This is a genomic window from Streptomyces camelliae (assembly GCF_027625935.1).
In the GTDB taxonomy this organism is placed as follows: Bacteria; Actinomycetota; Actinomycetes; order Streptomycetales; family Streptomycetaceae; genus Streptomyces; species Streptomyces camelliae.
In genome coordinates this window covers 423,195-449,544 of record NZ_CP115300.1, presented here as the reverse complement: position 1 = coordinate 449,544, position 26,350 = coordinate 423,195, and the positions used below count along the sequence as shown (strand labels likewise).

The 26,350-nt window shown below is 68.9% G+C and carries 23 protein-coding genes and 5 pseudogenes; 13 read left to right on the top strand and 15 right to left on the bottom strand.

Going from position 1 to position 26,350, the window contains the following annotated elements:
* Positions 1–540: 540 nt before the first annotated feature.
* A pseudogene (locus O1G22_RS44475) lies at positions 541–639 on the bottom strand (helix-turn-helix domain-containing protein); the annotation flags it as partial.
* A 2-nt stretch (positions 640–641) separates the two neighbouring features.
* Positions 642–1,124 (bottom strand): annotated as a pseudogene (locus O1G22_RS02155) (SDR family NAD(P)-dependent oxidoreductase); the annotation flags it as partial.
* A 6-nt stretch (positions 1,125–1,130) separates the two neighbouring features.
* Here O1G22_RS02155 and O1G22_RS02150 point away from each other — a divergent pair.
* Both O1G22_RS02150 and O1G22_RS02145 read left to right on the top strand, forming a co-directional pair.
* Positions 1,131–1,507, top strand: a pseudogene (locus O1G22_RS02150) (AraC family transcriptional regulator); the annotation flags it as partial.
* A 764-nt stretch (positions 1,508–2,271) separates the two neighbouring features.
* Positions 2,272–3,045 carry a polysaccharide deacetylase family protein gene (locus O1G22_RS02145; protein WP_270079695.1) on the top strand — a complete coding sequence of 258 codons (774 nt, stop codon included), beginning with the start codon at positions 2,272–2,274 and terminating at the stop codon, positions 3,043–3,045.
* A 286-nt stretch (positions 3,046–3,331) separates the two neighbouring features.
* On the opposite strand, the gene O1G22_RS02140 is transcribed toward O1G22_RS02145, so the two are convergent.
* The 5 genes from O1G22_RS02140 to O1G22_RS02120 all read right to left on the bottom strand — a co-directional run bounded on the left by O1G22_RS02140 (position 3,332) and on the right by O1G22_RS02120 (position 8,086).
* A complete protein-coding gene (locus O1G22_RS02140; protein ID WP_270079694.1) occupies positions 3,332–3,463 on the bottom strand; it encodes a hypothetical protein in 132 nt (43 codons plus the stop codon).
* Between the two features lie 114 nt (positions 3,464–3,577).
* The gene (locus O1G22_RS02135) at positions 3,578–3,769 is read right to left on the bottom strand and encodes a helix-turn-helix domain-containing protein (protein ID WP_270079693.1); all 192 of its coding nucleotides are present in this window, start codon (positions 3,767–3,769) and stop codon (positions 3,578–3,580) included.
* A 392-nt stretch (positions 3,770–4,161) separates the two neighbouring features.
* Positions 4,162–5,613 (bottom strand): amidase, encoded by a 1,452-nt coding sequence (locus O1G22_RS02130; RefSeq protein WP_270079692.1) that lies wholly within the window; start codon positions 5,611–5,613, stop codon positions 4,162–4,164.
* A 360-nt stretch (positions 5,614–5,973) separates the two neighbouring features.
* Positions 5,974–6,639 (bottom strand): nitroreductase, encoded by a 666-nt coding sequence (locus tag O1G22_RS02125; protein WP_270079691.1) that lies wholly within the window; start codon positions 6,637–6,639, stop codon positions 5,974–5,976.
* A gap of 235 nt (positions 6,640–6,874) precedes the next feature.
* On the bottom strand, positions 6,875–8,086 hold the full coding sequence (locus O1G22_RS02120) for a serine/threonine protein kinase (protein WP_270086294.1): 1,212 nt from the start codon (positions 8,084–8,086) through the stop codon (positions 6,875–6,877).
* Between the two features lie 746 nt (positions 8,087–8,832).
* Here O1G22_RS02120 and O1G22_RS02115 point away from each other — a divergent pair.
* Together O1G22_RS02115 and O1G22_RS02110 are read left to right on the top strand one after the other, a co-directional pair.
* Positions 8,833–9,141 (top strand): hypothetical protein, encoded by a 309-nt coding sequence (locus O1G22_RS02115; RefSeq protein ID WP_270079690.1) that lies wholly within the window; start codon positions 8,833–8,835, stop codon positions 9,139–9,141.
* A gap of 215 nt (positions 9,142–9,356) precedes the next feature.
* Entirely contained in the window at positions 9,357–10,541 is a 1,185-nt protein-coding gene (locus O1G22_RS02110; RefSeq protein WP_270079689.1) for a beta-ketoacyl-[acyl-carrier-protein] synthase family protein, read from the top strand.
* Positions 10,542–10,715: 174 nt separating this feature from the next.
* Here O1G22_RS02110 and O1G22_RS02105 read toward each other — a convergent pair whose 3' ends face one another.
* Both O1G22_RS02105 and O1G22_RS02100 read right to left on the bottom strand, forming a co-directional pair.
* Complete coding sequence (locus O1G22_RS02105) at positions 10,716–12,878, bottom strand: ATP-binding SpoIIE family protein phosphatase (protein WP_270079688.1); 2,163 nt, start codon at positions 12,876–12,878, stop codon at positions 10,716–10,718.
* Between the two features lie 752 nt (positions 12,879–13,630).
* The gene (locus O1G22_RS02100; protein WP_270079687.1) at positions 13,631–13,897 is read right to left on the bottom strand and encodes a hypothetical protein; all 267 of its coding nucleotides are present in this window, start codon (positions 13,895–13,897) and stop codon (positions 13,631–13,633) included.
* 121 nt (positions 13,898–14,018) lie between these two features.
* On the opposite strand from O1G22_RS02100, the pseudogene O1G22_RS02095 reads away from it, so the two are divergent.
* A pseudogene (locus O1G22_RS02095) lies at positions 14,019–14,411 on the top strand (TetR/AcrR family transcriptional regulator); the annotation flags it as partial.
* A 120-nt stretch (positions 14,412–14,531) separates the two neighbouring features.
* Here the strand turns inward: O1G22_RS02095 and O1G22_RS02090 are convergent.
* Positions 14,532–14,708, bottom strand: a complete 177-nt coding sequence (locus tag O1G22_RS02090) for a hypothetical protein (RefSeq protein WP_270079686.1) — start codon at positions 14,706–14,708, stop codon at positions 14,532–14,534.
* A gap of 331 nt (positions 14,709–15,039) precedes the next feature.
* On the opposite strand from O1G22_RS02090, the gene O1G22_RS02085 reads away from it, so the two are divergent.
* From O1G22_RS02085 to O1G22_RS02060, 6 genes are all read left to right on the top strand, one after another.
* On the top strand, positions 15,040–15,474 hold the full coding sequence (locus O1G22_RS02085) for a hypothetical protein (RefSeq protein ID WP_270079685.1): 435 nt from the start codon (positions 15,040–15,042) through the stop codon (positions 15,472–15,474).
* 71 nt (positions 15,475–15,545) lie between these two features.
* Positions 15,546–15,773, top strand: a complete 228-nt coding sequence (locus tag O1G22_RS02080) for a hypothetical protein (RefSeq protein WP_270079684.1) — start codon at positions 15,546–15,548, stop codon at positions 15,771–15,773.
* Positions 15,774–16,088, top strand: coding sequence for a hypothetical protein (locus O1G22_RS02075; protein WP_270079683.1), 315 nt, complete (start codon positions 15,774–15,776; stop codon positions 16,086–16,088). It begins immediately after the preceding gene.
* Between the two features lie 70 nt (positions 16,089–16,158).
* Positions 16,159–17,691 (top strand): ISKra4 family transposase, encoded by a 1,533-nt coding sequence (locus tag O1G22_RS02070; RefSeq protein ID WP_270079682.1) that lies wholly within the window; start codon positions 16,159–16,161, stop codon positions 17,689–17,691.
* A gap of 73 nt (positions 17,692–17,764) precedes the next feature.
* Entirely contained in the window at positions 17,765–18,613 is an 849-nt protein-coding gene (locus tag O1G22_RS02065) for an alpha/beta hydrolase (RefSeq protein ID WP_270079681.1), read from the top strand.
* Complete coding sequence (locus O1G22_RS02060; protein WP_270079680.1) at positions 18,576–18,983, top strand: discoidin domain-containing protein; 408 nt, start codon at positions 18,576–18,578, stop codon at positions 18,981–18,983. The genes O1G22_RS02065 and O1G22_RS02060 overlap by 38 nt, the downstream gene beginning before the upstream one ends.
* Positions 18,984–19,306: 323 nt before the next feature.
* On the opposite strand, the gene O1G22_RS02055 is transcribed toward O1G22_RS02060, so the two are convergent.
* The 3 genes from O1G22_RS02055 to O1G22_RS02045 form a co-directional block, all read right to left on the bottom strand.
* Positions 19,307–19,468, bottom strand: coding sequence for a hypothetical protein (locus O1G22_RS02055; RefSeq protein ID WP_270079679.1), 162 nt, complete (start codon positions 19,466–19,468; stop codon positions 19,307–19,309).
* Positions 19,469–19,956: 488 nt separating this feature from the next.
* The gene (locus tag O1G22_RS02050; RefSeq protein ID WP_270079678.1) at positions 19,957–20,607 is read right to left on the bottom strand and encodes a hypothetical protein; all 651 of its coding nucleotides are present in this window, start codon (positions 20,605–20,607) and stop codon (positions 19,957–19,959) included.
* 422 nt (positions 20,608–21,029) lie between these two features.
* A complete protein-coding gene (locus O1G22_RS02045; protein WP_270079677.1) occupies positions 21,030–21,749 on the bottom strand; it encodes a hypothetical protein in 720 nt (239 codons plus the stop codon).
* A gap of 371 nt (positions 21,750–22,120) precedes the next feature.
* Here O1G22_RS02045 and O1G22_RS02040 point away from each other — a divergent pair, with 371 nt between their 5' ends.
* Positions 22,121–22,609 carry a DUF2269 domain-containing protein gene (locus O1G22_RS02040; protein ID WP_270079676.1) on the top strand — a complete coding sequence of 163 codons (489 nt, stop codon included), beginning with the start codon at positions 22,121–22,123 and terminating at the stop codon, positions 22,607–22,609.
* 255 nt (positions 22,610–22,864) lie between these two features.
* Here O1G22_RS02040 and O1G22_RS02035 read toward each other — a convergent pair.
* A pseudogene (locus O1G22_RS02035) lies at positions 22,865–23,639 on the bottom strand (transposase); the annotation flags it as partial.
* 17 nt (positions 23,640–23,656) lie between these two features.
* Here O1G22_RS02035 and O1G22_RS02030 point away from each other — a divergent pair.
* Positions 23,657–24,103 (top strand): glutaredoxin domain-containing protein, encoded by a 447-nt coding sequence (locus O1G22_RS02030; RefSeq protein WP_270079675.1) that lies wholly within the window; start codon positions 23,657–23,659, stop codon positions 24,101–24,103.
* Between the two features lie 49 nt (positions 24,104–24,152).
* On the opposite strand, the gene O1G22_RS02025 is transcribed toward O1G22_RS02030, so the two are convergent.
* On the bottom strand, positions 24,153–26,135 hold the full coding sequence (locus O1G22_RS02025) for a CASTOR/POLLUX-related putative ion channel (RefSeq protein ID WP_270079674.1): 1,983 nt from the start codon (positions 26,133–26,135) through the stop codon (positions 24,153–24,155).
* Positions 26,136–26,350 lie beyond the last annotated feature (215 nt).

Sequence of the window (26,350 nt, the reverse complement as noted above, 5' to 3'; positions counted from 1 at the left end):
GGGGAGGATTTAAAGCTGTACGCGCGGCTGACCCCTGACCACTCGTCACGGGACACGGTCACCGAACGGCACGGGTGGGGCGTGAGGTCACGAGGTGGCGGCGGAGACATCCCAGATGGTCACAGGTCTACGGCCTCGTCCCATCGGGCGAGGTCCACCGGCGAAGCGCAACCCCCGGCCGTGGCGCGAGCCGTCGGCGGCCTCGGCGCCGCGACCCTGGCAGGACACGCTGCTACGCAGCAAAACTCAGTGCCACCGATGCCGTTGAACCGTCGCTCGCCCGGCAGCGGACGGCGGCCACTGCACGTGCCTCGGCCTCCGCCTCGGCGGAGCGGCCGGCCTTGGGCAGGGCGGAGGCTCGGGCCAAGGGACCTCTCCTCTTCTGACCGGCGTCACTTCGGCCGCGAGGCCGGAAGAATTTCATGCCTGCGGTACAGGGATGCCGCGCACGCCCGTTCGACGCAGGCTGCAAGTCGGTCGGAGGCCTGTCGTTGCCGGCTCAAAGCCCCGAACCGCAGCTCCTCGATGAGATGGATCAGGGCTCGGATGGTTGCGACAGTCGCTGGGAGGCACTCCGACGATCCTCTTGAAGGCGACGCTGAGGGCACTTTCGGATCCGTATCCCACGGAGTGGGCGATGCAGTGTCGTCGTCGAGGCGGCGCTGCAGGCAGGGTGAGGACGTAGCCGGGTTGAGCGCGTGGCCGTGATTCCGTCGGCCGCCCGACGGCGGGCGCCTACCGCAAACAGGATGTCGGCGGACTTGGACTGCCCGTAGGCCGCCCGGGGCGGGCGGAGCCGGCGTCCCGCAGAGCCGGATGCAGGCCGGTGGCCAGAGCGAAGTGACCGAGGTGATGGGTGGCAAGCTGCAGCTCCCAGCTGGCCGGGGTGAGGACACGCGCGGGCAGGCCCATGATCCCGGCATTCGCGACGAGGCCGCAAGCTCCCGGACGAGAGGCTCGGCGGACTCCGGGCGGCGCGTCGCGATCGCGACCTGCGCACCAGCGGTGGCCAGAGCCCGGACGGTCTCAGCGCCGACGCCCGAGGTGCCGCCGGTGACCACGGCACGTCGGCGGGTGAGATCCACGCCATCGATCACCTCTCCGTATGGACCGGCACCCCGCATGCGCAGACGGTGAAATGGGCGCTGACCGCGATCGACCAGGAGCTGATGCACCGGCCGGTGGCCGCGACGCTGGTGGCAGAGCATCTCGCTGTCGTCATGCTCGTCCATCTGCTGCGTGTGCACCTCGCACGCGAGCCGCGTGCGGTGTCCGGGTGGCCGGCCGGCCTCGCAGATCCCCTGGTCACCACGGCACTGGCCTCCCTGCACCGCGATCCGGCGCATACCTGGACGGTGGCCGAACCGGCACGCGCCGCCGCGGTGTCCCGGTCCACTCTGGCCGCCCGCTTCAAGGCCACGGTCGGCCAGGGACCGCTGAATACCTCACACGCTTGCGCATCGAGCTCACAGCCCGGCAGCTACGGGAAGGCAGTGCAACACTCGCCTGTGATGGACAGCGAGGGGGAACATGAAGCCGCTGGCTCACTACAAAGATCCAGCCCAGGGTGCTGCCACCTCCTCCTGCTGGCCGCTCGCCCAGGAGGCAGCAGATCGGCTCTGGAGTACGGCATTGCCGCCCTCCGAATTGCTTGACCGACCCATGACTACTTTCGCGACCAGGCCAGCGTGGTCGGCCGCATTGACCACCCGGACCCGTAGGCCGAGACCCGACCTCGTCGAGGTATGACTCGCACCTCGGTCTGCGTTCTGCTGGGGTGTGACTTCGCCTCGCTCGACCGGGACGGCATCGACTGGGCCGCCTGCGAGGAGAACGTACGGTGGCTGAGGCAGAGGATCTTCAGGGGCGAGCATGAGATCCGTCGGTCGTCCAGGCGCCGGAGAACCGGGCCCGAGTGAAGAGCGCGCTGGAACCTGAGTGGAAGCACGGTTCGAGCCGAGATTCTACGGCTTCCGGCCCGGCGACAGGGTGCCACGACAGGTGCGGGCCGGGCGTGCACCCGGTGCCCCGACGAAGCGCAAGCGCACCAGGTCAGAGCAGCCCGGCTGCGTTCGTATCACCGTGGGACCGTCTGAGAGGAGCAGCCCGAGCCCGCGGCCAGCATTCGTCTCCGGTCACCGGAGAGTATCCATGCCGAAACACGCAGTCACCATGTATCGAGTTGTGACAAAAGCCCCAAATATCGGCGAATGCTTTGCTTCGGTCAGACATTCGGTCATCGTCGTGGGGACCCGTCGTCGCCATCCCTGAATGGCCAGCAATGCCAGGAGTAAGTACGGCATGCCGAATCCAGACTCCGTCCGCCTGTTGCGCCGTGCGGTTGTCGGCTGCACGATTGCCGTCTCATTCGCCTTGGCCGGCATCAGTACGAGCGCAAGCGCCGCATCTGACAACAGCGCGCACGCCACCCATGGCAACGCCCCGAGTGCCTCGATCGCCTACAGCACGGCGACGGGCGGCCGGACCGTGGCACTCACCTTCGACGACGGCCCAGGGACGGCCACCGGCCAAATCCTGGACTTGCTCGCGCAGTACCACGTCAAGGCGACCTTCTGCCAGATCGGCACACAGGCGGCCGCGAACCCCGCCCTGGTCAAGCGCATCATCGCCGACGGCCACCGGCTGTGTGACCACACCGTGGACCACCCCCAACCGATGCGCACCCTCCCGCACGACCGGCAGGTCCACGAGATCACCGCGGCCAAGGACATGATCAGCAAGGCTGGCGGGCCAGGCACCCAGATCAGGTGGTTTCGTGCCCCCGGCGGTGACTTCAGCCCCGATAACCGCCAGATAGCTGTGCAAGCCGGGCTACGCCCGCTGGGCTGGACCGTCGACACCCGTGACTGGTCGCGCCCCGGTGTCGCCTCGATCCTTGCCACCGCGAAGCAGGAACTGCGTCCCGGCGGCATCATCCTCATGCACGATGGCGGCGGCGACCGTAGCCAGACCGTAGCAGCTCTGCGCCAACTGCTTCCCTGGCTGACCGGGCAGGGCTACACGTTCAGCCTTCCCACAAGCTGACGCGGCTTCACCTTCCGTCGGCGAACTCGCCCAGCACGCACCGCCGGTGGGCCGTCGGGGATCGTCGTACCGCCCATCGGCCCAGACCACGCTCGGGTACGGTTCCGGGGCGTCCGTGTGCAGCTGCGCGGCGACGTCGGGAAGACCGGCCGCGAACGCCTCGGCCTCCTTGACCAGGTGGTGGAAGACCATCGTGCTGGGGAACTGGAGGTGGTGCGCTGCCTGCTGGAACAGGTTGAGGGCGGGGCGCAGGCAATAACCGGCCATTTCGCCGGGGGAGACGTCGTCATGGACCGAGCCCGCCGGTGCCCGCTCCGGTGATGATGCCGCGCACCAGGCCGTGCAATGGCCGCTGGAGCTGGACGACGTGCTGGTCCCGGTGGCCGAGGGCGGCGATCTCGCCGTCATCGCATCGCACGTGGGTGATGTGCGCGCACTCGCGCAGGACCGCTTCGAGCTCTTCCGCCGGCCCGTCGGCGTGCTCCCGGGCCTGGGCGAGCCGGGCCAGGCGCGCGGCGATGTGGCGTTCATGTCAGGCGATCAGGATCGACTGGACGTCCGGGAAGTACGTGTACAGCGTCGCGCGCCCGATCCCGGCTTCTTTCGCGATGTGTGACATCGTCACTCTCGCCAGGCCGTGCTCGGCCGCGAGCGCGACGGCGGTCTCCAGGACCGCGTCCACAACGTCGACGGCCTGTGCGTCGTGACCGCGCCGGGCGGGCAATGCTTCCTGCTCTCCTACCGCGACGAACCGCCCAACCGCTCCGGGCGAGTGCACCGGGTGACGACGCCCAATGGACCTTGGACGCTACCGCGGGCACGTTCACGCCGACGCCGACGCCGACGCCGACGCCGACGCCGACGCCGACGCCGACGCCGACGCCGACGCCGACGCCGACGCTGAGGAGGCCCTGTGGCGCCTCCAGGACAGGATCGCCGCACGGATCAAGGAGATCGGCCGACGCGACGGACTGCAGCGGCTCTGGCAGCGAGGCGGGACCGATACAGTCCCGCAGGTCGAGCGCGACACGGAAGAGGGACCCCTCAGCTGGAGCATCGCATCAACAACGGTTGCCTGGAGGCACTTCGTCCTCGACGGACGCCCGGTAGTACGCCCTACTTCGGTGCCTGGAAGCCGCCGATCTTCTGCTCAAGCAGTTCGGCCAGCCGCAGCGGGGTGCGATCCTCGAACATCGGACCGATGAGCTGCACTCCCACCGGCAGGCCCTCGGGGGACCGGCCCGCCGGTATGGCGGTGGCGGGTAGGCCGGGCATGGTGGCCAGACCGGCCCAGACGAGCTGGTCCAAGTACGGGTACTCGACGCCGTCGATGTCGATCCGGCGTTCCATCAGATCGGGGTTGTGGTCGTGCGGGAACGCGGGAGTGGGCGTGATGGGACACACCACGGCGTCGAACTCGGCGAAGAGCTGCCGCCAGCCGTGGCGGTGGAGCTCGCGACGGCTGTTCGCCTCGATCCAGTCGCGGTGGCTGAACACCATGCCGCGCAGCCGCACCGCATCGAGGCTCTGGTCGTCTGCGCTCAGTCCGGCGGCGAGGGTCCGCAGCTGCTCGTACGCTTCGACGGGAAAACGCGCAACGGAGCTCGAAAACAGCAACTGCATGTAGAGCACCGCGGCTTCGGTCAGATCGGGCATCAGCGGACTGTGCCGTTGGACGCGGGCGCCGCCGTCGACAAGCGCGTCGGCCACCCGGTTCACGCCCGCCCGCACAGCGGACCCGGTCGGAATGAGCGGATGCGTGTCGAGGACCAAGACCCGGAAGTCGCAGAGCCGTTCGTGGCGCGCGGGCGGCAGCGTCAAGTCGTGGGCCACACCGAGGGTGAGGGGGTCCGGTCCGGCCATGACGTCGAGCAGGAGCGTGAGGTCGCGGGCAGTGCGCGCCATCGGACCGACGACGGCGAGGTCAAGGTCGACCGGCAGTGCCGGCGCGGGCGGCGGGACCATACCGCGGTTCGCCGCCAGCCCGAGTGTCGGCTTGTGCGCGTAGACACCGCAGAAGTGTGCGGGGGTGCGCAACGAACCGCCGATGTCGGAACCGATGGACAGCGCGCCGAATCCGGATGCCAGGGCCGCCGCTGATCCGCCGGAGGATCCACCCGGCGTGCGACCGTGATCCCAGGGGTTGTTGGTGGTGCCGTAGATCTCGTTGAAGCTCTGAATGTCTTGCAGTCCCAGGGGCACATTGGTCTTACCGAGCACCACCGCGCCTGCGGCCTTGAGCCGCGACACCTGCACCGCGTCCTCGGCTGGCATGTAGTTCCGGTGCAGCGGAGTGCCCCAGGTCGTGGGCAGCCCGGCGATGTTGTAGGACTCCTTGACCGTCACCGGAATGCCGAGCAGCGGCCGGTCCTCACCGCGGGCGCGCGCCTGGTCGGCACCGCGCGCGGCGGCCCGTGCACGGTCGAAGTCCGGCACACAGATCGCGTTGATCGCCTTGTCGTCCCGCTCGATACGGGCGATCGCCTCTTCGGTCAGTTCCGCCGAGGTCACTTCACCGGCACGCAAAGCGGCCGCGAGTTTTTCGGCTGCCTGAAAGCTCCACTCCATGAATCAGACCGTACCGGCCCCTGGAACAGGCCATGAAATGCCGCTTCGCACAAGGAGTTCGGGAGACCTTTATCGGACACCCGCGCGTACTTCGTGAGGCTTCGAACCGACGTATGTCCGGTCAGCTTGATCAGCACCGGCATGGACGCGCCCTGCTCCGCAGCCCGGACCACACCCGTTGGGATGGCTCAACTGCACCTCCGCTCACGGTTGTTCGCGATGCTGGAAGGTGGCTCACTCGGGTTGTCCCGGCGGCGATCTCACGGAGCCCAGAACGCGCCGCGGTCGACTGCAACCTCGCCGGCTCGGTCCGCTGAGCTGTGGAGATGGTCTGTCCTGTGGATCTTGGCGACCACGCGCTCACACTCCGATGAAGCTCACTGTTTCCGCCATGTCCGCCCGCCCGGTACGCAGCCGTGGCACGCCTTCCTTCTCGAATCCCACCGAGACGCCGCAGTACAGTACGAGCCCGTCATCGGCTCCGACTGTCTGGCTGACGGTCTTGCGGTACATGGTCCACATCACCTGGGGGCAGCTGTGCAGCCCTTCCGCCCTCAGCAACAGCATGACCGTCTGCAAGTACATCCCCGCGTCCCCCCACTGCCCGGGCCCCATGGCCCGGTCGAGGTAGCAGAACAGGACGACCGGCGCCCCGAACGCCTCCGAGTTCAAGGCGGCGATCCGCTTGGGCCTGTCGGGGTCGTCGCGCTCGATTCCCAACGCCTGGTATCGCTGGGCGGCCGCGGCGGAAAAACGGTCCAGATACGGCGACGTCAGTTCGGCCGGGTACATCGGATACTCCCGGTCATCGCCCGGATCTCCCGCCAGTGCCCTGGCCGTCGCGCGCCTCTTCAGTTTGGCCAAGGGCTCGCCGGTCACCACATATACGTGCCACGGCTGGAGGTTCCCGCTCGACGGAGCCCGCGTCGCGGCAGCCAGCACTCGTTCTAGTATCTCTTTGGACACCGGCTCATCGCTGAACGCCCGCACAGCACGGCGACTGTCCACGGCCTCATACACATCCACGCTTTGCGTCCTCTCACTCCGCCGGGCCCTCTACCGTATGCAGCGTCAGTGCCGAGCATCACCACGCCCTGGACAGCGCCCTGACGATCAGCCCAGTCGTCGGCAGGACTGCAGGAGACAGAGGTGATCTGACGGGTACTCAGTGGGAACGGCTTCGGCCGCTCCTGCGGTGAGCAATGGGCGTGCGCGCCCTCCCCTGGTCTTCTTCGCCGGCTGTACGGAGGGGCTGTGCCGTCTATACGCGACAGCTGTCGATGTGGGTGACGTCGCGGAAGTCGGCGATGACGGGGCTGGCCATGGATTCGCGGTAGACGACGACGGCGCGGCCGTAGGGCCAGGTGATGTCGTTGTGGAAGTCTTGCTGGGCTTCGGAACAGCTGCCGAACATGAGGCCGCGGACGACGTCGGTCCAGTTGATGTCGTCGTGGTAGTCCTGCCCTTCGGGATACGTCCCTGGGCCGAAGGTGACGAACATGGTCCGGGCCTCGGGGTTGAAGGTCACGGTCATGCTGTCGCCCATGTACTGCTGTCCCCGAAGCACGGAGGCTGTGTCGTCGGTCAGCTGCTGGGCGGCCGTCTTCTCAGCCGGCGTGGCCGGCACTCGCGCGTTCACCCATTCGTCGATGGTGGGCTGCGCGTCGTCGCTGCGGGTGTATGCGGGGGAGGGAACAGCTACCTGTTGCGGGATCTGCGAGGCGGCCCGCTCTTCGGAGCGAGACGGAGTAGGGCCGTTTGATTGCGGGGTGGACCCCTGAACCGCAGCGGCAGCGGTGGCGGCTGTGGTCGTCCGGTTGGTCGGCGCTGGGCTCTTGCCTCGGGCGGCGCCGGATGACTGGGAGGCGGCCAGGGCACCGCCGACGCTGCCGAGGACGGCGGCCGCGGCGGCGACGGCCAGATAGAGCCGGATGTGGCTGGCGCGATGTGACGGGACAGGCCAAGCAGGCTCGTCTTCGGCCGCCAGGTCCCAGTGCAGGCTGACCAGATCGGATACCAGCGTAGGCTGCTGGCCGCTGGGCACGACGACGGCAGTTGTCTGGGCGGCGAGCAACTCGGTGCACTCACGTGCGAGCTCGGTGGCAGTCGGACGATCGGACGGCTCTTTGGCCAGGGCCTGCTCGACCAGACGTCGCAGGTCGGTCGGCACGCCTTCCAACTCCGGCTCACTCGACATGACGCGGAACGTCACAGCGTCTGCAGCGCCACTGCCGAAAGGAAGACGGCCGGTTGCGGCGTAGGCGACGAGAGCTCCCCAAGCGAACACGTCTCCTTCCGGGCCGACAGCGCCGGTGCGGTAGTGCTCGGGGCTGATCCAGCCCGGCGTGCCGGTCATCACGCCGGTGCGCGTGACGGAAGTACCGTCGAGCGCGTGGGCGATGCCGAAGTCCAGTACGTGCGGCCCCGACGGGGCGAGGATGACGTTCTGCGGCTTCACGTCCCGATGGACGATGCCCGCGGCGTGGACCGTGGAAAGTGCGGCCGCGGTACCGGCGGCTAGCGCGTACAGAGGGGGCTCCGGCCAGGCGACCGCTGACCGTCACATGCCGGTCGAGGGTGGGGCCGGGAACGAAGGCGTGGCAAGCCAGGGAACCTCAGCTTCGGTGTCGGCATCGCGGATCGGCACCGGACACGGACCCGTGACCCGCTGGGAGAGCTGTACTTCCCGCCGGAAGCGAGCACGGAACTCACCGTCTGCAGCCTGCGCTGGATGGACGACTTTGACGGCCATGCGCTCTCCCGCGGCATCGAGCGCGGCATACACCGTGCCCATACCGCCGGATCCAAGCCGTCCTACGACGCGGTAGTGACCTACGCGGCGCGGGTCGGCCTGCTGCACCGGCTGAACACGGCTGGACACGAATCTCCCCCTGGTGAGCAAGAGCGCAGTGGCCGAAGCGGTGGCCCACCGTGTCGGCTGCCGATCGCACCCTGAGCCCCCGGCTGTTCGCCGAACTGAACACGCAGCCAATGCTGTGCGAGCCACCAGGCCGAGCGAGCAGCGGCGCCGCCGCACGACGTACACGACCCCACTCGAACAAGCGGCGCCGATGCGCGGGGGGAGGGCTGGCAAGCCGGTGCACTCGGGGACGGCCCGGTCGGTCCGTTGCTGCCGTACGGCCGTGGCCGGCACCGCAGACGACGACACCGCACCACCATCCCCGACCCGCACGCGACCACCCGCCCGGACCTGGTCCTGTGCGACTTCCGGTCCGGCCCGAGCGCGGTGACGCCCGCTGGTGCGGCGACTTCATCTACGTTCCTACCGACGGTGGCCGGCTCTGCCTGGCCACCGTCAACGACATCGCCACCCGGCGGGGCCAGGCGGGGCGGCCCCCGGCCACCCGCGCACCGAGCCGGTCATCGAGGCGCTGCGGTCCGCCTGCCGCCGCCGACGCCGCCTCCGGGCCGGTGATCTTTCATTCCGCCCTCGGCTGCCGGTACACCGACCGTGAATTCGCCACCCTGGAAGCCGAGTTGGAAATCAGGCTGGCGGAACCGCTTTGAGGACCTCCTGTTTCGGCGGTGTGTGCAGTGTCACGCACTCAAAGAGTCGCCCAAGTTGTCTACATCACAGCGGAAATGTCCATTTAGCGTTCATGCTCGAAACAGATGCCGACTCCCGAAGTGGAGCCCATCGGCAACCTCTTGGGTGCGAAGTCCAAAGTGACCCAGGACACAGCACTCATGACATTCCTCCTCCCCTGGGAAGGTGCCCCGCTATGGCCGCTTACCTCTGTCCTCCTGCCGTGATACACGGCGAGCACGCCGTGGAGACCAGCCAAATCGTGGCGGAGGTGCGCGACCGGCACCCGCACGCGGCGTGGGCGCCGCGGATCGACGGCATCGCGGCCAGTACGGGCATCGAGACCCGCGGGTGGATGCTGCCGCTGGAGACCGTCGTCGCGCCGGGCAACGGCAGCGGCCTGCGGACTGTCGGCACCGGGGCCGCCCAAGATGCGCTGGCACGCGACGGGTTCACCCAGCAGGACGTGGACCGCGTGATCGCCGCACTTGAGTCGATACCCGGGCCGCAGACCGTCCAGGAGCGCACCGCGCCGGCCTGGGAGGCCGTGCAGTCCTACGGGGAGCGTGCGGCGCGCGGGGCCCTGCAGATCGCCGGGCTGGATGCCGCAGACATCGACTGCCTGATCACCAGTCACTCCACCACCCCGGCGCTGCCGGGTCTGGACATCGCCCTGGCCAACAAGCTTCAGCTCCGCAACGACGTGATGTTGCTGCCGGCCACGCAGTGGGCCTGTATAGCGGGAACGCGATCCCTGGCGCTGGCGGCGGATCTCGTGGCTGCGGACCCCGACCGGGTGGTCCTGGTCGTGATCGCGGAGGCGCTGAGCACGACCTACCAGCCCGCGGACCACACTCTTGAGTCCCTGATCGTCCGGTTGCTGTTTGCGGACACCGCGGTCGCCGCAGTGGTCACGGGCCGCCCGAGGCGCGAGTCGGTGCTGCGGCTGGACTCCGCCTGGCACCACACCCTGCCCGGCACCCAAGACCTGCACCGCCTGGAGACGCGGGCGGACGGCACCCACTTCGTGATGGACCGGCGCGGGCCGCGCGCCGTACAGGAGACCGTCACCGCGATGTGGGAGTGGCTGCGCGTCCGCTACCAGGACGACCCCGACTCCTGGCACCCCGACGTGCTGCTGGCGCACCCCGGCGGGACCCGGGTGCTGGAGTACATGGAACAGACGATGCCCGACGCGTGGCCGTCGGGGCTGCTGGACTACAGCCGGGACAGCTACACCAGCGGCAACCGCGGGGGCGCCGCCGTGTTCGACATCATGCGACGGGCGCACGACGCCGGGCAGAAGCCGGGCAGTCGCGCCGTCCTGTACGCGGCGGCACCGGGCCTCACCGCCACCGCCCTGGAAGGGGAGTGGCTGTAGCGCGAGCCCGCGCCACCCGTACCCGCGGACGGGCCGTCCGCATCACCGGTCACGCCACCGGTACCGCCGAGGCCACCGTCCGTTCCGTCGGTGACGCCGGGTGACGACGGGTACGCCGTCCGTACCCTCGCCGCGCTCCCATGCTGCCGGCCGCGCCCCCGCCCCGCAGTCGCGTCACCTGGCGACTTCCGCCCAGATCACCTTGCCGGTGTCCGTCCACCGCACCCCCCACCGCGTGGTGAGCCTGTGCACGATGTGCAGGCCACGACCGCCGTCGTCGAGGAGGCCGCCCGGGCTCAGACGTGGCCTGCCGTTGCCCGTGTCGCCCACCTCGCACAACAGGCCGCGACCGGACCTGATCAGCCGTACCGTGATGGGACCGGTGGCGAAGCGCACCGCGTTCGTGACCAGCTCGCTGACCAGCAGCAGCACGTTGTCCTGGGTGCCTTCCCTGGTGCGCCACTGCCGCAGCAGCGCGGAGACCTGCGCGCGGGCACGGGCGGGGGCGTCGTCGCGGGCGGGCAGCCGCCAGGTCGCGGTGTCGCCCTTGCGGTAGCCGATCATGCGCGCGAGCAGCAGGGTCACATCGTCGCGCTGGCGCGCGGGTGCCAGCGCGGAGGCGACGTGCCGTGCGGCCTGCTGCAGGGCGTCCCAGGGGTGCACCCTGGACAGGGTGTCCGCCAGCCTGCCGATTCCCTCGTCGATCGACACGGCCGGATCCTCCACCAGGCCGTCGGTGTAGAGAGCGAGCAGGGAGCCCGGGGGTGCGCCGAACGTGTGCACGTCGAACGGCTCCCGCAGCGCGAACTCGGCGCCCAGGCCGGGGTGAGGGCGGATCGCGAGCGGGCCCGCGTGCCCGTCCGGCGAGACCAGGACCGGGGGGAGGTGGCCGGCGCTGGACAGCGCCACATGATGGCTGACGGGGTCGTAGAGGGCGATGCAGCAGGTCGACCCGAGAGCGCTGTAGCCGGCCGCCAGCCCGGAATCCGCGTCGTCCAGCAGCGTCACGGTCTCGTCCAGGTGCTCCAGGACCTCGTCGGGCGCGAGCCCCGCAGACAGCAGCGCGCGGGCCTCCATGCTCAGCTGGCCCATGGTCGCCGCGGCTCCCAGGCCGTGCCCGACGACGTCACCGACCACCAGCGCGGTACGGCCGTCCGGCAGCGGAAAGCTGTTCACCCAGTCGCCGCCGACGCCCGCGCTGTCGGGCGTGGCGGGCTGGTAGACGCTGGCGATCTCGATCGTGTCGCCGCCGGTCCGGGGCAGCAGCCGGCGCTGCAGCGCCAGCACCTGCGTGTGCTCGCGCTGGTGCTGACGGGCCAGGTCGACGTGGTGGGCGGTCCTGGCCACCAGTTCCTGCAGGTCGAACAGCTCGCTGTCGCGGAAGGGGCAGTCCGCCCGCCGCCAGACCTCCGCCACGCCCAGCACGACGGGCGGCGTGCCGTCCAGGACGAGCGGTATGCACGCCACACCTGCCGACCGGTCACCGGGCACCAGGGCACGCATCACTCGCGGGCTGCCGAGCACCCGCTCGACCGCCTCCCGGTCGGGTATGACGATGGCCTGCGGTGCGTCGTCCCGCCGTACCGCCTGCGCCAGCAGGCGACTCGCGTCGCTGGGAAGATCGTCGCCCGGAGTCACGTAGCCCTCGGGCCATGCCCGGTCCGGCACCAGGGCCGCCCGCCGTAGCCGGATGCGCCCCTGTCCCTGCCCGGTGACTCCCTCGCCCGTCCACACGGCGAAGTCGAGGTCGACGGCGGCCACGTCTCCCCAAGCCAGCAGGGACTGTGCCAGCGACTGCGCGGTCTCGCCGATGTCCAGCGAGGTGCCGATCGCGGTCTCGGAGGCGTACAGGTGCAGCCTCGTGGCCATGGCGATCACGGAGACGGTGAGGCCCTCCTGGGGCACCGCGGCGGGCAGGATGCTCATCGAGACCACCAGCTCCGACCCGTCGCCGCGCCGCAGGCGCTGGATCCGCGCGACGTGTGCCTCACCGGTCTCCAGGACCTGCCGCAACCGTCGTGTGACTGTCGGTACGTCCCCGGGGGGCAGGAGATCGACGAAAGGACTCCCGGCCACGGCGTCCAGACCCGCGAATACGGGGGCGTCCAGATTGCAGCGGGTGATTCTCAGATCCCTGTCCAGGTTGACCGCGCCGAGAATCTGATCCTGACGGCCGGCCGCCGCGTTGTCGACTACGCGTTGGCGGGCGGTGCGGTCGCCCTGCGCGTCGGCAGGACCGGCGGCCGCTGCCGCCCCGCCGCGTGGGATGTAACGCCCCAGGGCGCTGCTGACCATGTCGAACGCCGAAGAGGACGAGTGCGAGGGTGTGGAGTCCATGCGGCTCTCTCGGCAATCCCCGGCGCAGTGCCGGGGCCGTACTCGGACTCGTGCGACGGGGCCCCGAGATCCCTGATCGCACACCTCATTGAATAACACCGGGGGTCGCTTCGCCCACACCAGCGCATCGCGGGGTGAACGCGGACAGTGAGGAACGCCGTGGTCGGCGGGGCCGTGCTCACCTTGCCGGGGGCCGTGGCCCGCCAGGATGCGACGACCTCCGCAGGACCACCGGGCGCCGGCGCCATCGGCTCCGGCAGCCTCGGGCCTGGATCTCCAGGAACAGGTGCGTGCCACTGACCTGGCTTTGTGCCCCGGGCAAGCGGACATTGAGGTGTGCCGTGGCTGTTTCTCGGCTGCGGTAGCCGGACAGCCACGACATCGTTCGCTCGATCTCCCACTTGCGAAGGCCCAACCGTTCGCTGGACTCCATGCTGCACCACCGCGTCCACCGTGTCCGGGCTGAGCGTCGAGCCCACGAGGAAGCGCTGGTACACGAGGGAGCTGATGGTGGTCATGGCGAACATCTCGGCCACGATGTCGGCGCCGTAGCCGTGCGTCGACGATCTGGGTCACGAGCGTCTGCCGCAGGTATTGCATGACGCCGTCGTTCTCAGCCCCGCCCAGGACGGTGGCGAGGACGGCTCCAGGCCTGGGCGCCGTCGAGTCGTTCGCCGAGCCGGCGCAGGCGTGGACCAGCTCGGCGAACGACTCGCCACGCGCCTGCGCCTGCGCCGGTGGCAGCGGCGGCATCATGCCCTCCAGCGCGGCCAGGCGGACACCGAACGGGTCGGGCCAGTGGCGGCATACCGCGTGGCCCGGCCGCCCCGGCTCGGGCGGCCACCGCCTGGTGCGTGACGGCCTTCGAGTCCGCCCTCGGTGAGCAGCTTGGTCGCCGCGGCCACCATGGCCTCCCGCCCGCTGCGCTCCATCATGTGCTCGCGCCGGGCCGCCCACCCCGCCCTCAGGGACTTCCGCTGCGGCTTCAACGGGATCGAGCAGCGGGAGCCGTCCGGCATCAAGGAGCTTCCCGCCCGATCAGGACTGCCTGATCCGTGGATGCGGCCACGGATCGGGCCGCGGCGCGGGTGCCAGAAGGGAGATGCCCGTTCTGCCATGTGCCTGCATCGAGGTTGTTCCGTGTCCCAGCCCGTAGGTCGCGTGCCGCAGCGACGCAACGCGCGGTCCAACCGGGCACCCTGGCCACCGCACGTCAGGAACTCGGACGCAACGCCGACATCACCCTGGAGCAGCTGGCTCGCGCCTCGCGCCTCCGGTGTCGTCAGGCGCACTCATTTCAGGCACTTTCCAGGACGGGCGGCGCTCCTGGAGGCGCTGGCCGAGGAGGCCGCTGAGGCTCTCCAGGCAGCCGTGGCGGTCGAAGCACCGGTGACGGAGCCGGCCGAGCGGGCGCTCGCGCACTTCTCCCTGTCGATATGGCTGGTGGGTGACCGCTACCGGATGCTCCTGGCGCTGGCCCATCGGCACCTGGGTGTGGCACGTGTCGACGAGATCCTCAAGCCCGCGCGTGTGGCGGGAGGCAGGCGAGGGCGTCGATGAGCCGTCGTAGGGGGGCTGGTCGGCATCTTGGCACGGCCGGGCCGAGGGTGCCTGTGCCACAACGCCGCGTTGGGGGACAGGCACTCGCTTCCGTCAGGTGGCCTCTGCGGCCCCGCCCTGTCGGACGCGGTCATGGAGGACCTGGCGGTGGGCGGCGTGGTCGTTGTCCGGGATGGGGGCGGGGCTGCCGGTGAGGGTGCATGACTCGTCGGTGCCGGTGTGCTGGGCGGTGACGTGCCCGCGCTTGCCTTCACCCAGGTCACCTCCCACTCTGGCCGGCTGATGGGCACGTCCTCGTCGACCACGACCACACTGTTCGCCGCCGACCTGAGCCGCCGACGCGTGACGAACGTCTTCCGCAACTCCGGTGAGCCGATGGCGACTTGGCGTCCGACGCGACTTCGGTTCGCACCCTTCGCGGCAACCTTGTGCCGCATCGCGACCACTTCACGGGGACCGGGTCGACACCGTCGTGTTGACCCGCCTGTCACAGTCATCGATCGAAGGACCACATCCCTTGACCACAAAACACCGAGGTCGCCACCACCCCTGTCGGCTCGCGGCGGTCAGCGGCGGGGCGGCGTTCGTTCTCCTGGGCGCGATGGCAGGCCTGGCCAACGCCTCAACGAGCGCGGCCACAACCAGCACCGCGGCTGCCAAGCCCCCCTACAACTTCGGCTCCGGCTACTCGGCCATCAACGGAACCTGCACCTCGGTCTCGGTGAACTGGACCCAGCCGGCCGCCACCTGCCGCGGCGGCGACCAGCAGACCGGATTCTGGGTCGGCCTCAGCGGAAGCGGCACCATCCCGGGCAGCTGGACATTCACCGGCGCGGGCCGGCTTGACGATGTCGCCCTGGGCAGGCCCGTTTCCAGCAACAGCAGCCTGGAGAACGGAGACTGGGGCCGGAGCCGGCTGACCGACGGCCTCCTGACCAGCGTGGCCGGCGTCAAGGAACACACCAGCGACGACTTCCCTTCCCCGGACCTCAGCACGAACCCCGTCGGGTGCGGTTCCTCTGAAGGGAAGGGTTGAGCTGGAGGAACGCTGAGCGGGGCTGTACTTGGGGCCGCTCGTCTCTACCGTGGTGGTGGAGGGGGTGGCGGATGGGTTCGCTGTTCGAGGAGTTGGAAGCACGCGAAGCAGCTGCCCGGGTTCGGGTGGAGGAGCTGGAAGCCGAGGTCGCCGAGCTGTCCGGGAAGCTGGAACTGGCACGGGAGAGCCTGGAGCGGTTGCGGATCGCGCGGGAGACGATCGCCGAGGTCCTCGCGGAGATGACCCCGGAGAAGTCGGCGGTCGCGGTGGATAGCGCCCGGCCGAGCGTGGGTGATTAAGTGGCGTCTGCGTATGCGGGGGCCGAGCGGCAGGTCATCGGGGTGCTGACGGTGCCGAACTGGCAGCCCGGGATGGGGACGGAGGTCCTGCTGCAGGTGTATCGGGACATCATGGAGGTGGTGGCGGACGCGCCGGGGCCGGTCCGCGCCAAGCAGATCGTGCCCAGGATCGGGCTGCCCGCCGATACGGGGAAGATCGAGGGCACCCGGTCGAAGTTGAAGCGGCTGGTGGAATGGGGCTGGCTGGACGAGGATGTCCCCGGCCTGTTCACCCCGGCCCGGCGCCGAGGTGGCGTTTCGCCCAACTCCCGTTAATAACAGGGCTCTTCCGCGCCTACATTCGAAGGTGCGACCCAATCGATGCTGGACGGGAAGAGCCCTGGAGATGACACCGTACGACACGCATGCCACCGCTGACCCCTTTGCTGACTCCCTCAGCGCCTTCGAGTCGCTGACCACCATCCTGTCGGGCAGCGATGCGGGCACGTGGACCCACACTGACCTGGAGGAATACCTCGACCTGGCGGGGCGGGAACTGCTTCGCCTGCTGCTGCAGGATCACCTCGACCTGCGCGCGATGCGGGAGGAGGAGCAGATGCGTTCCGGTGCCCGGCAGGTCGTGGTGGGGCCGGAAGGCCAGGTGCGGCCCTGGCGCGAAACCGGGCACCCGCGCTGGCTGGCCAGCGTGTTCGGAATGGTCCGGGTCACCCGGGTCGCCCACCGGGGCCAGGGTGTGAGCAACGTCCACCGTGCCGACGCTGTGCTGTCGCTGCCGGTGGGCCGGCACTCGACGGGATTACGACGGCTCGCGGTGACCGAAGCCGTCCGCGGCTCGTTCGACCAGGCCCACGATGCAGTGACACGCCGCTGCGGGAACGTGCTCGGCAAGCGCAGACTCGAAGAGCTCGTGGTCGCCGCCGCGGTCGACGTCGACAGCTTCTACCGGACCATGATCCCGGTCCCGTGCAGCCGCGAGATGCCACTGGTGGTCCAGGTGGACGGCAAGGGCGTGGTCGTGCGCCCGGCGGCCCTGCGGGAGGCGACCCGTCGGGCCGCCGAGAAAGCTGCCGGTGGCCACCGCGCTCGGCTCGCGCCGGGCGAGAAGCCGAACCGGGAGCGGATGGCGACCGTGGCCTGCGTCTTCGATACCCGTCCGGTACCCAGGCGCCCGCATGATGTGATCCACCCGCCCGGCGGCCGAAGCGGGGAACGCCCGGCCCGTCCGGGGCCGAGGGCACAGAGCAAGTGGTGCACTGCTTCGCTGGTCCGCCCACCCGAGCAGGTCATCGCCGATGCCTTCGACCAGGCCGAGGCTCGCGACCCGAAGCACCTGCGGCCATGGGTCGTCGTGGTCGACGGCGCCCGTCACCAGCTCGACCTGATCGCAGCTGAGACCGGCCGACGCGGCGTCACGGTCCACGTTCTGCTGGACTTCGTGCACGTTGCCGAGTACGTCTGGGCCGCCGCCCACGCCTTCCACAAACCCGGCACCACCGAGGCCGAGTCCTGGGCAGCCGGCCCTCTGACCTCGATCCTGGCAGGCCACGCCGCCCGGGTCGCCGCCGAGATGACCGGCCAGGCGGAGCGGGAGCACCTGCCGGCCTCCCGCCGCGAGTCCGTTGACGCCTGCGAACGCTACCTGACCGGGCATCTCGACCAGCTTCACTACGACACCGCGCTCAACAACGGGTGGCCGATCGCCACCGGCGCGGTGGAGGGTGCCTGCCGCCACCTGATCGCCGACCGCCTCGGCATCACCGGCGCCCGCTGGGGCCTTCCCGGAGCCGAAGCCGTCCTGCGACTGCGTGCCGTCGTCTCCAACGGCGACCTCGACCCCTACTGGCGATACCATGCCGCCCGCGAGCACGAACGCCTCTACCCCACCCCCGACCAGCGAACTTACGCCCTCACCTCTTGATCGCGGCCGTCGCTGCGAACAAACCGCACACAATCCCTTTGAGACGATCGGACAGCATCTCTAGGGTGCGGACGTGACCATCGAGCTGCCCTTTCGTCCGCTCCCCATCGACCAGCAAGACGTTCGCTACGCCTACGGGCCCGATTCGGATATACAGCCGGGCGTCCCCGCAGGCTCGACCGTGGAGTTCGACTGGTGCGAGAGTACGATCTACCCCGGCACCACGAGGCGGTACTGGGTTCACGTGCCCGCGCAATACGACCCCTGCGAACCCGCGTCGCTGATGGTGTTCCAGGACGGATGGTGGTACCTGGACCCGGACGGGGAGGTCCGCGGGGCCATCGTGTTGGACAACCTCATCCACCGTGGCGAGATCCCGGTCACTATCGGCGTCTTCGTCGATCCCGGCGTCCTCAAGAACGCCGAACAATCGAAGAACCGCAACGCCGAGTACGACGCGTTCGACGACCGTTACGTCACCTTTCTCCTGACTGAGATCATCCCCGAGGTCACACGGCGCTACTCGATCGCCGAGGACGCCGGCCAATGGGGCATCTGCGGTGGCAGCAGCGGCGGCAACTGCGCCTTCACGGCTGCGTGGATGCGCCCGGACAAGTTCCGGCGAGTCATCTGCTACCTCTCCAGCTTCACGCAGATGCCGAACGGAAACCCGTACCCTGCCCTGATCCCCAACGCCCCCCGCAAACCACTGCGCATCTTCATGCAAGCAGGCCACCGCGACCTCAACTGGAACGGGCCCGAAAGGAACTGGCTCGCCAGCAATCTGCGTGTGGCAGCCGCTCTCGCGGAAGCAGGCTACGACTTCCGTCTCGTCCTCGGCGACGGTGGCCACAGCCCCAACCACGGCGGAGTCCTACTCCCCGATGCGCTCCGCTGGCTATGGCGCTCAGCCACGACCTGACGAAACCTGCCCGAACGATCACTTCATCCGAGCTGCACCCAACCCCGTCTGGGTGGAGATCGACCTCGGCGCCGACACCGACCTCGATGCCGTACGCCTCTTCCCGCGGACCGACACACCGGCGGCCGACGGTGGCACGGCCGGCTTCCCGGTCGACTTCACGATCCAGACCCGCGCTGACGGCGCCACCTCCTACACCACCGTGCGCACCGTCACCGCCGAGCCCGACCCCGGCAGCGCAGCCCAGATTTACACCCTCACCTCAGCAACCGGCCGTTATGTGCGCCTGAAGGCCACGAAGCTCGGCAAGTCGGCCGCCGACGAGACCACCAAGTACCGCCTCCAGCTCGCCGAGATCCACGTCAGATGACCCGCTGTCTGGCACTGCCAGGGCCAGTGCAGGTGGGCGTAGGTAGGGGACGAAGCCGGGGGCGTCCCCTGCGTACCAGCTCTCCTCGGCCGGGATGGGGCGCAGCCAGAGGCCAGGTGCATGCATTCCAGCAGGTCGTGCTTGGCCAGGCAGGCGTCAAGAGACCGGACTTCACCCGCCTGCGAACGCTACGACAACAAAAGGGTGCTCCCACAGCCGCAAGACCTTTCACCATCCCGGCGGCCGGCGGCCGGCGAGTTCCTCCCGGGCGAGCTTGTCCGTGCTCTTCGTCCCGCCGCGTAGGTGTCCGTGGATCTCCAGCATCACCAGGCCGTGCATGTGCCCCAGAGCGAGCGCAACGGCGGCAGGGGGAGGCCGGGCAGGGCCGGGCGGACCTCGTCGAGGAGCGCGGAGTCGCAGTCGGACCACTGGAAGTCGCTGTCCGCCCGGGTGGCGAAGTAGCCGTAGATGGCGTTGGGGGTCATACCCATCCCGCGTGCGATGGCGTGCAGCGTGATCGCTGCGGGGCCCCCTCTCGGTCAGCGTCGCTGCTTTTGCGACCACGTGCTTTCCTGTGCCGATGTCGACCAGCCGGGGAGTCACCTGGTCCGACAGGCGCCGCACCACAACCCCGTATAACCGGCCGATTGGTTGCACGTGCCCTGGGCCCCGGGCCGGCCTCCTGGCGAGCGGGTTCCGCCCTTTCTCACCCGTTCGGGGGTGGGGAATCGCCGGGAGGGAAACGGGTGCCGAGGGTGCGGGGAGATGTGCCCGCGGGAGGCGTTCGGGGCGGATATCCCCAGGTGGGTCGGCCAATGGGAGGAAGGACGCCGGCCCGGGCGCCAGGGGTGTGACCTCTGGTGTCCGGGCCGGTGGTGCGTGCATGGCGCGTGGGTTGTCAGACAATGGGGTTGGGGTGTCCCCGGCCCGATTCCGGCGGGCCGGGGCCCCGTGTGGTGCTGTGGGTTTCGGGTCAGTCCCAGCCGCCCTCGCCGCCCCAGCCGCCCTCGCCGCGCTCGCCGCCCTCGCCGCGCTCGCCGCCCTCGCCACGCTCGCCGCGCTCGCCGCGTTCGTCGCAGACGACGCGGAAGCTGGCGACGACGCCTTCCTTGACGTGGACGGCCTTGGTGTGGAGGTCGTCGACGCCGAAGCTGGAGCTGTGGGGGCCGACGGTGGCGATGGGGGCGCCGTTGTCGCAGACCGCGCCGCGGAAGACCTCTACCCGCTTGTGGCTTTCGTTGCGGATGTTCAGGGTCTTGGCGCCCAGGCCGCTGACGACGGTGATGCAGTCACCGGGGTGGGCGGAGTAGGACCGCTCGTTGACCTCGATCCGGCCCTCCTCTCTGCGCTCCTCGTGGCCCCTGCCTTCCTCGCGCCGGCCTTCGTTGCCCTTGCCTTCGTTGCCCTTGCCCTGCCCTTCGTTGTTGTTGCCGTTGTTGTTGCTCTTGCCCTGTCCGGGGTCGCTGCTGAGGGGGGCTGCCGGGGCGGCGGCCGGGGCGGCAGCGGCCGGGACCGCCTGGGGTGCCTGGGCGGGGGCCGCCGAGGCGTAGGTGATGCCGGTCACGGCGAGCGCTGCGGCGGCTGAGACACCTGCGGTCACCATGGTGGAACGAGCGAGCTTCATGTCGCTTCTCCTGTCTGGATATCTCGGAGATGTCGGCTCGTCAGCCGACTGCGACCAAACGTACTCGCACCTGTCATATCGGTCATATCGAAAGACTCGCGACAGGGGGCCGATCGAGGTATTTACGGCTCTGCCTGCTGTCTCGTCAGGATGTGAAGCCCCTCGAAGACCAGGCATATTGAATGACCATTAGCCCTCCTGGATGATCTACTGACGCCTGCTCACCCCCTGTCGGCTGCGTGTCGCTACGAAAGCCACGACGGATTCGTGCTATGAGAGCGGCAGCGCCAAAGCCCGCTCGTCGTACAGCCCGGCACGAGATCGCAGGGTGGCGGTGACCCGGCCCCCCTGAGGTGTGCTTGTGCCGTAGGCCGGTGAATCCGTGCGGTGATGTGCGTCCTGGCCCGGGTCTTCGACGGACGCTACGGCTTGCCAGTACTGCTGAGATCATCCGCTCGCCGGCCGCGCCCCCACAACACCACGCTGAGGGCGACGAACCAGGCGAAGCCGAGGAAGCGGCCGACCGGGATGAACACAGAGCCGCCTTCGGCGACGAGCGAGCTCATCGACAGCACGCCGGCCGCCCCGATCATCATGCCGCTCCAGGCGACCCAAGCGGGCAGGGCGTGGATGGCGCGGCCTGTCGCGGCGACCAGGAAGACCGCCACGCCAAGGGCGGCGATGGCCGGGCCTGCACCGGTGATGAAGGACAGATCTGAGACGGCCCGATACGTGGACAGCTCCGCCCTGGAGCCGATCTGCGCCAGAACCCAGCTGGTACTCGCCGAGAGCAGAAGGAGCGCTCCGGCGACGGTGGCCAGCGCGCGGACCACGCCCGCCCGGACATCGCTGCCATACCTGCGTACGAACGAGGTCAGACAGGGGACGAACGCCAGCAGCGCGAGAGCGGACAGCCCCTGGAGCAGGCCGAGCATGCGGAAGAGATCCTCCAGCGTGGCTGGATCCTTCAGCCGGTAGGCCTGCACTTCGGCGTCGCTGGAGTACGGCGTTACCGTGCCGGACGGGCCCAGCGCCCCGGCGATGACGATACTGGCGACGAAGAACAAGGCGTACAGCACACCTGACAGGACGCCGAAGTCCCGGCGATGGGCGTTTGTGCGAGTGAGCGTGGCAGTGGTCACGGAGACGGACCCTCCCGAGGATTGTGGTGGCGACGGAGCGCAAGTCCTGGCCCCGGCGCCTTCACCCTCACAGAGCGGTTCTTGCCGGACGTCCCGCGCAGGAAGGCCGTCGACGTACTCCCGGGGGCGTACAGATCCTCCGGTGAACCGCTCGAAGCTACGACCGTACTCCCGCCGGAGCAGCGGGAGTTACTCCCACCGGCGGACGTTCCGGACGGTCGCGGGGAAGAGCCTGGCCGCGTACATGTGATCCCGACCTGATTGAGGCATACATGCCCCCTTCCGCCGAACCGTCGACGGTGACGAGGCCCGCCGGCCATGGCGCCCTACGGCGCTCAGGCCACCGGTTGCCTCAGAAGGCCCGTAAGAGCATGGTCGTCGTGCATGTGGTCGTTTCTGTCAGCTGGCTGGCCCTGATGCTCTGCCTGCTCACCCTCGCGACGACGGCGCTGGCGACGAACAACGCCGACACCCTGCGCACCGCCTACCGGGCGATGGGAATGCTGGGGGATGTTCTGATCATCCCGCTGAGCCTGCTCACGTTGGCCAGCGGTGTGGTGCTGGCGCTCGGCACGTCGTGGGGCCTGTTTCGGTACTACTGGGTCAGTGCCAAGTTCTGGCTGACCCTGGCGGCGACGGTGGCCTCGATTTTCGCCCTCACCGCCAGACTGCACGACGCGGTCGACGCCGTGGCCCGGCATCCTGTGGGCCCCATCTCAGCCATGGATCTGGGTTTCATCCGCTACAACATGGTGATCGTTCCGGCCGTCGCGCTCCTGCTGTATCTCGCCAACGTCATCCTGTCGGTCTTCAAGCCATGGGGCCGGCGGGCGGCCGCGCCGAGTGCAGGCGGACAGTAGTGACCGCAAGCCGAACGCGCCGCCGGACATGCAGCGCGCCAGCCGCACCTCGTGCGACGAGTACCCGACTGGGACGCCAGGCCCGCAGAGGAACCGCCCCTGGAGATGCCGCCCCCCGCCGACGGCGGTGTCTGGGTACGCATGCGCCTGTACTGCCACACCGACGATCCCGGCCCGGGCATCGGGGATCACGGAGAACGCCACCTGATCCAGCTCTGGCATGCACCCGTCACAGACCCCGTGCACCCTCCACGTGTCCGGCTCACCCCATATCTCCGGATCGGCGAAGCGGAACTCGTTGCCATGCTCCGGGGGTCGCCCGCCCTGCGGCGGGGAGATCCACGGAGCCGGGACCGGCTTGCGTATCACCCGGTCCGTGCGCTTCCGCCTGAGGACCGCCACCGGCAGTCTGCGCAGGAGGTGGGCCATACGCGGGGCGTCGTACCCGGGGTCGAAGACGATCAGGATGTCGCGATCGCCGAAGTGCCTGCGACCGATCTCGATCAGGTCGACGACCACGCGGCCCAGCTGGGCTGCGGTGACCTCGGCGACGTTGTCGGCCGGACCGAGACGGACGGCGTTCAGCAGCTGGCACCAGGAAGTCGGGCCTGATTCCAGGGCGGTGACGAACGAGCAGGGTCAGCCGGGCACAAACTGGTCCGAGGACCGGCCGCTGCGGCCGCAGACGTGACAGAAGAGACGGTACGGGCTGGTCGGTGCATCGGGGCGGAGTCAGTGGCCGATGTCGACCGCTAGGATCAGGCGCCCGTCGGCGGCCTGCGGCATGGGCAGCCCGGCCAGCACCTGGCGCAGCCGGGGCACGTCGACGTTCCCACTGTTCAAGGCGTCGTACACGGCGCTGTACCCGCGCCGGTGCTGGGACACCAGCGTCAGGTCCACCGGCGCCCTCACCGGACCGTCCGCGCACAGCAACGCGTCCATCAGCGCGAACCAGTTCGTCCCCGCGCGCGGACAGGCAGATCCGGCGAACCCAGGTGAGCGGCCCAGTTCGAAGACCATTCCGACTCACCGATAGCCTGCGTCACCATGATGCGCGCTTGGATCCTGCCGATGCTGCTTGCGCTGTGCGGCTCAGTCGCTGCGACTGGGCTGTTCTTCGGGGGGAGCCCCGGCACAGCCGCAGCACTCCTGCTGGTGTTCGTGCTGCTTGCAAGCGTGAACTCGCCGCTGATTTTCCCGCGGTCGATCGGTGGGCTGGAGGCACAACGCCGTAGCTCGGTCGACGGCCGACCGGTCGTCTTCTGGCGGCCGGGCTGCACGTACTGTCTGCGTCTGCGCATCCGGTTGGGCCGTAGCGCCCGCCAGTTGTATTGGGTCAACATCTGGCGTGACCCGGCTGGAGCGGCAGCGGTCAGGGCAGCCAACGACGGCAATGAGACCGTGCCGACTGTCGTCGTGGACGGCCAACCGCACACCAACCCCGATCCAGCATGGGTCCGCACAACAGCTCTCCCCAGGGTAAAGAAGCGATGAATCACGGTGGTGTTGTCCGCCGGGATGGAGCCCAAGATGCCCTGGGTGTTCAAGAAGGACCCGGTGCAGACGGTCCGTGACCGGGACTGAACGGCGGTACTGCCTCCGCGCCGCCCGTGCCGTGTCCGTCTCTGGCCGCGGGCATGTTGACGGCCGGGCGGCTGTCCTCGGCGAGTACCACGATGGCATCGTCCTCGCTCAGGGACAGCGGCGCGGTCTTGGCGGGATTGAGGAAGATGCCGTAGGTCGGAGGTTCATCGCTGCGCCGCGCGATCCGGTAGCCGATGGCTGTCTCTCCCTGTTGCCGGGCTGCCTCGATGACTGTTGCGAAGTTCGCTGGTGTTTCCGGGAAGACGTAATTGGTGGCCGGCTTGAGGTAGATCTCCGATCCCGCCGGATCGAAGAGATCGGTGAATACGGCGTAGAGGTGGCGGTCCTCGACGAGTTGGCTCAGCAGAAGGCTGATTATCTTGGTGCTGACGATGAAGTCGTCCGCCTTGGTGACCTGGGCGATCTCGCGGTTGGCGTCGTTGTTCATCTCGGTGACGATCGAGTACGGACTGCCGTACCGGATGGCGATGTCACGGAGGTGAAGCAGCGTCACCAAGGTGTCGTCATCGGCCTGTTCGGGGTCGATGTCGTCATCGGTCAGGACGATGATGTTGCGGTAGTTGTCCAGTCCCAGGGACTCCAGCGATGGCCGGAGGGTGGGTTCGCAGGGTTTGTAGCCCACTGCGAGGTTCTCCAAGTGCTCCTGGAGGTCGTTCTCGGGGCGTCGAGTCGCCGCGATGTCGATCAGCGATCCGGGCTCGACCAGGCAGTCCAGCAATGTGATGATCTTTGCCGAGCGGGAGTTCCAGCCGATCATGAGCGTGCGGTCGGGTGTCGGAGGCCGGCCGGGAGCGGAGGTGATCGCCGAGCCGACGATCGTGGGCCGGGCGTCTGCGAGCCGGATGAGCAGGTCGTCCTCGGCCAGGACGAGTACCTCGTCATCGCAGGCGATGACCGTGTTCATCGGCGGGTTGACCAGGGACACACCGTCCTTCCTGCGCAGGCCGACCGGGATGCCGAGGTCGAACCTGTTGAGCGCCTCCCCATACGTGGTGCCGGCCAGCCCGGTTACGGGATAGGGATACAACTCGTTGCCGACGAAGCTGAGCATTTCGTTGAAGACGGTGGACAGGCCCGTCTGCCGGTGCGACTGGACGATGAGGCGCACGGCGATGTCGTCGACGTCGATCACCAGGGCGTCCTCGCCGGCGGCGAGGCGGGCCGCCGCCAGATTGGTCGACCTCCGCACGGCCGCAACGATGTTCGGGCGCGGGCCGTTCCACGACCGGTTGCTCAGGAGCAGCAGAGTCTTGATGACATCGGTGTCCCCGTCGTCCCCGACGGGCGGCAGCACCATGATGGACTTGGCTGCGTCCAGGCTCACCAGTTCCAGATCCGCCCGATGAAGTGGGCTGCCGCAGCGGCAGATCACCCGCGTGCGTCCGGTGTCCGGGATCCTTCTGCGGATCTCGTCCTCCATCTCGACTTTGTCGCGCTCGGTGAGGATCACGACACACGAACGCCGCTCGCTCTGGTTGGCCTCGACCAACTCCGCGATCACTGTGAAGACTTGTTCCGACCAGCCGAGCACAACGGTGTGCCCGCGCTCGATCAGCCGGGACTTGCCCCGTCGCAGTTCGTGGATCCGGGCCTCCAGGCCGGTGGTCAGCACACCGATGAGTGCGCTGACGATGAAGATCCCGCCGACGGTCGCGGCCAGCATGAGACCGAGGAACAGCGGAGCTCCGGTATCCCCGCCCATCGTGCCGGGATCGAGCGTGCGCAGCAGGGTCATCCAGGCCACGCCCAGCCAGCCGCCGTGCTTCTCGGTGTCCTCGTCGGTGAACGCAACCACCAGACACGTCACCAGGACGATCAACACGACGGAGGCCAGAACCAGCCAGCCGATCAAGGCCTGCGTCCCTCGGTCCATCGTCCCGTCGAACCAGTACCGCAACCGCTCCCGCAGTCTCGCGCGCACTGCCGAAGACCTTCCCTCCGCTGCCGGTGGTCCTCCTCTGAACAGCGTCATCCCTACCGTCGACGCGATCATTTAATCGCGAGGACACAGGGGGTGCAGGGGACAGAGGGGGCGCAGAGGTGCGCAGAGCAGGGGATGAGTCGAACAATACCCGTTGTCACTGTCCTTTATCTGCCGAAGACTTCATCCTCAGAGCTCGTAACACGATCTTGTTG

Coding starts and splice junctions, on each gene's coding strand:
- O1G22_RS02060 (WP_270079680.1), top strand. CDS start 18,576: ATGCGCTCCGCTGGCTATGGCGCTCAGCCACGACCTGACGAAACCTGC.
- O1G22_RS02085 (WP_270079685.1), top strand. CDS start 15,040: ATGGCAGGCCTGGCCAACGCCTCAACGAGCGCGGCCACAACCAGCACC.
- O1G22_RS02080 (WP_270079684.1), top strand. CDS start 15,546: ATGGGTTCGCTGTTCGAGGAGTTGGAAGCACGCGAAGCAGCTGCCCGG.
- O1G22_RS02145 (WP_270079695.1), top strand. CDS start 2,272: ATGGCCAGCAATGCCAGGAGTAAGTACGGCATGCCGAATCCAGACTCC.
- O1G22_RS02055 (WP_270079679.1), bottom strand. CDS start 19,468: ATGACCCCCAACGCCATCTACGGCTACTTCGCCACCCGGGCGGACAGC.
- O1G22_RS02050 (WP_270079678.1), bottom strand. CDS start 20,607: ATGAAGCTCGCTCGTTCCACCATGGTGACCGCAGGTGTCTCAGCCGCC.
- O1G22_RS02040 (WP_270079676.1), top strand. CDS start 22,121: ATGGTCGTCGTGCATGTGGTCGTTTCTGTCAGCTGGCTGGCCCTGATG.
- O1G22_RS02110 (WP_270079689.1), top strand. CDS start 9,357: ATGGCCGCTTACCTCTGTCCTCCTGCCGTGATACACGGCGAGCACGCC.
- O1G22_RS02030 (WP_270079675.1), top strand. CDS start 23,657: ATGATGCGCGCTTGGATCCTGCCGATGCTGCTTGCGCTGTGCGGCTCA.
- O1G22_RS02105 (WP_270079688.1), bottom strand. CDS start 12,878: ATGGACTCCACACCCTCGCACTCGTCCTCTTCGGCGTTCGACATGGTC.
- O1G22_RS02070 (WP_270079682.1), top strand. CDS start 16,159: ATGACACCGTACGACACGCATGCCACCGCTGACCCCTTTGCTGACTCC.
- O1G22_RS02130 (WP_270079692.1), bottom strand. CDS start 5,613: ATGGAGTGGAGCTTTCAGGCAGCCGAAAAACTCGCGGCCGCTTTGCGT.
- O1G22_RS02100 (WP_270079687.1), bottom strand. CDS start 13,897: ATGCCGGACGGCTCCCGCTGCTCGATCCCGTTGAAGCCGCAGCGGAAG.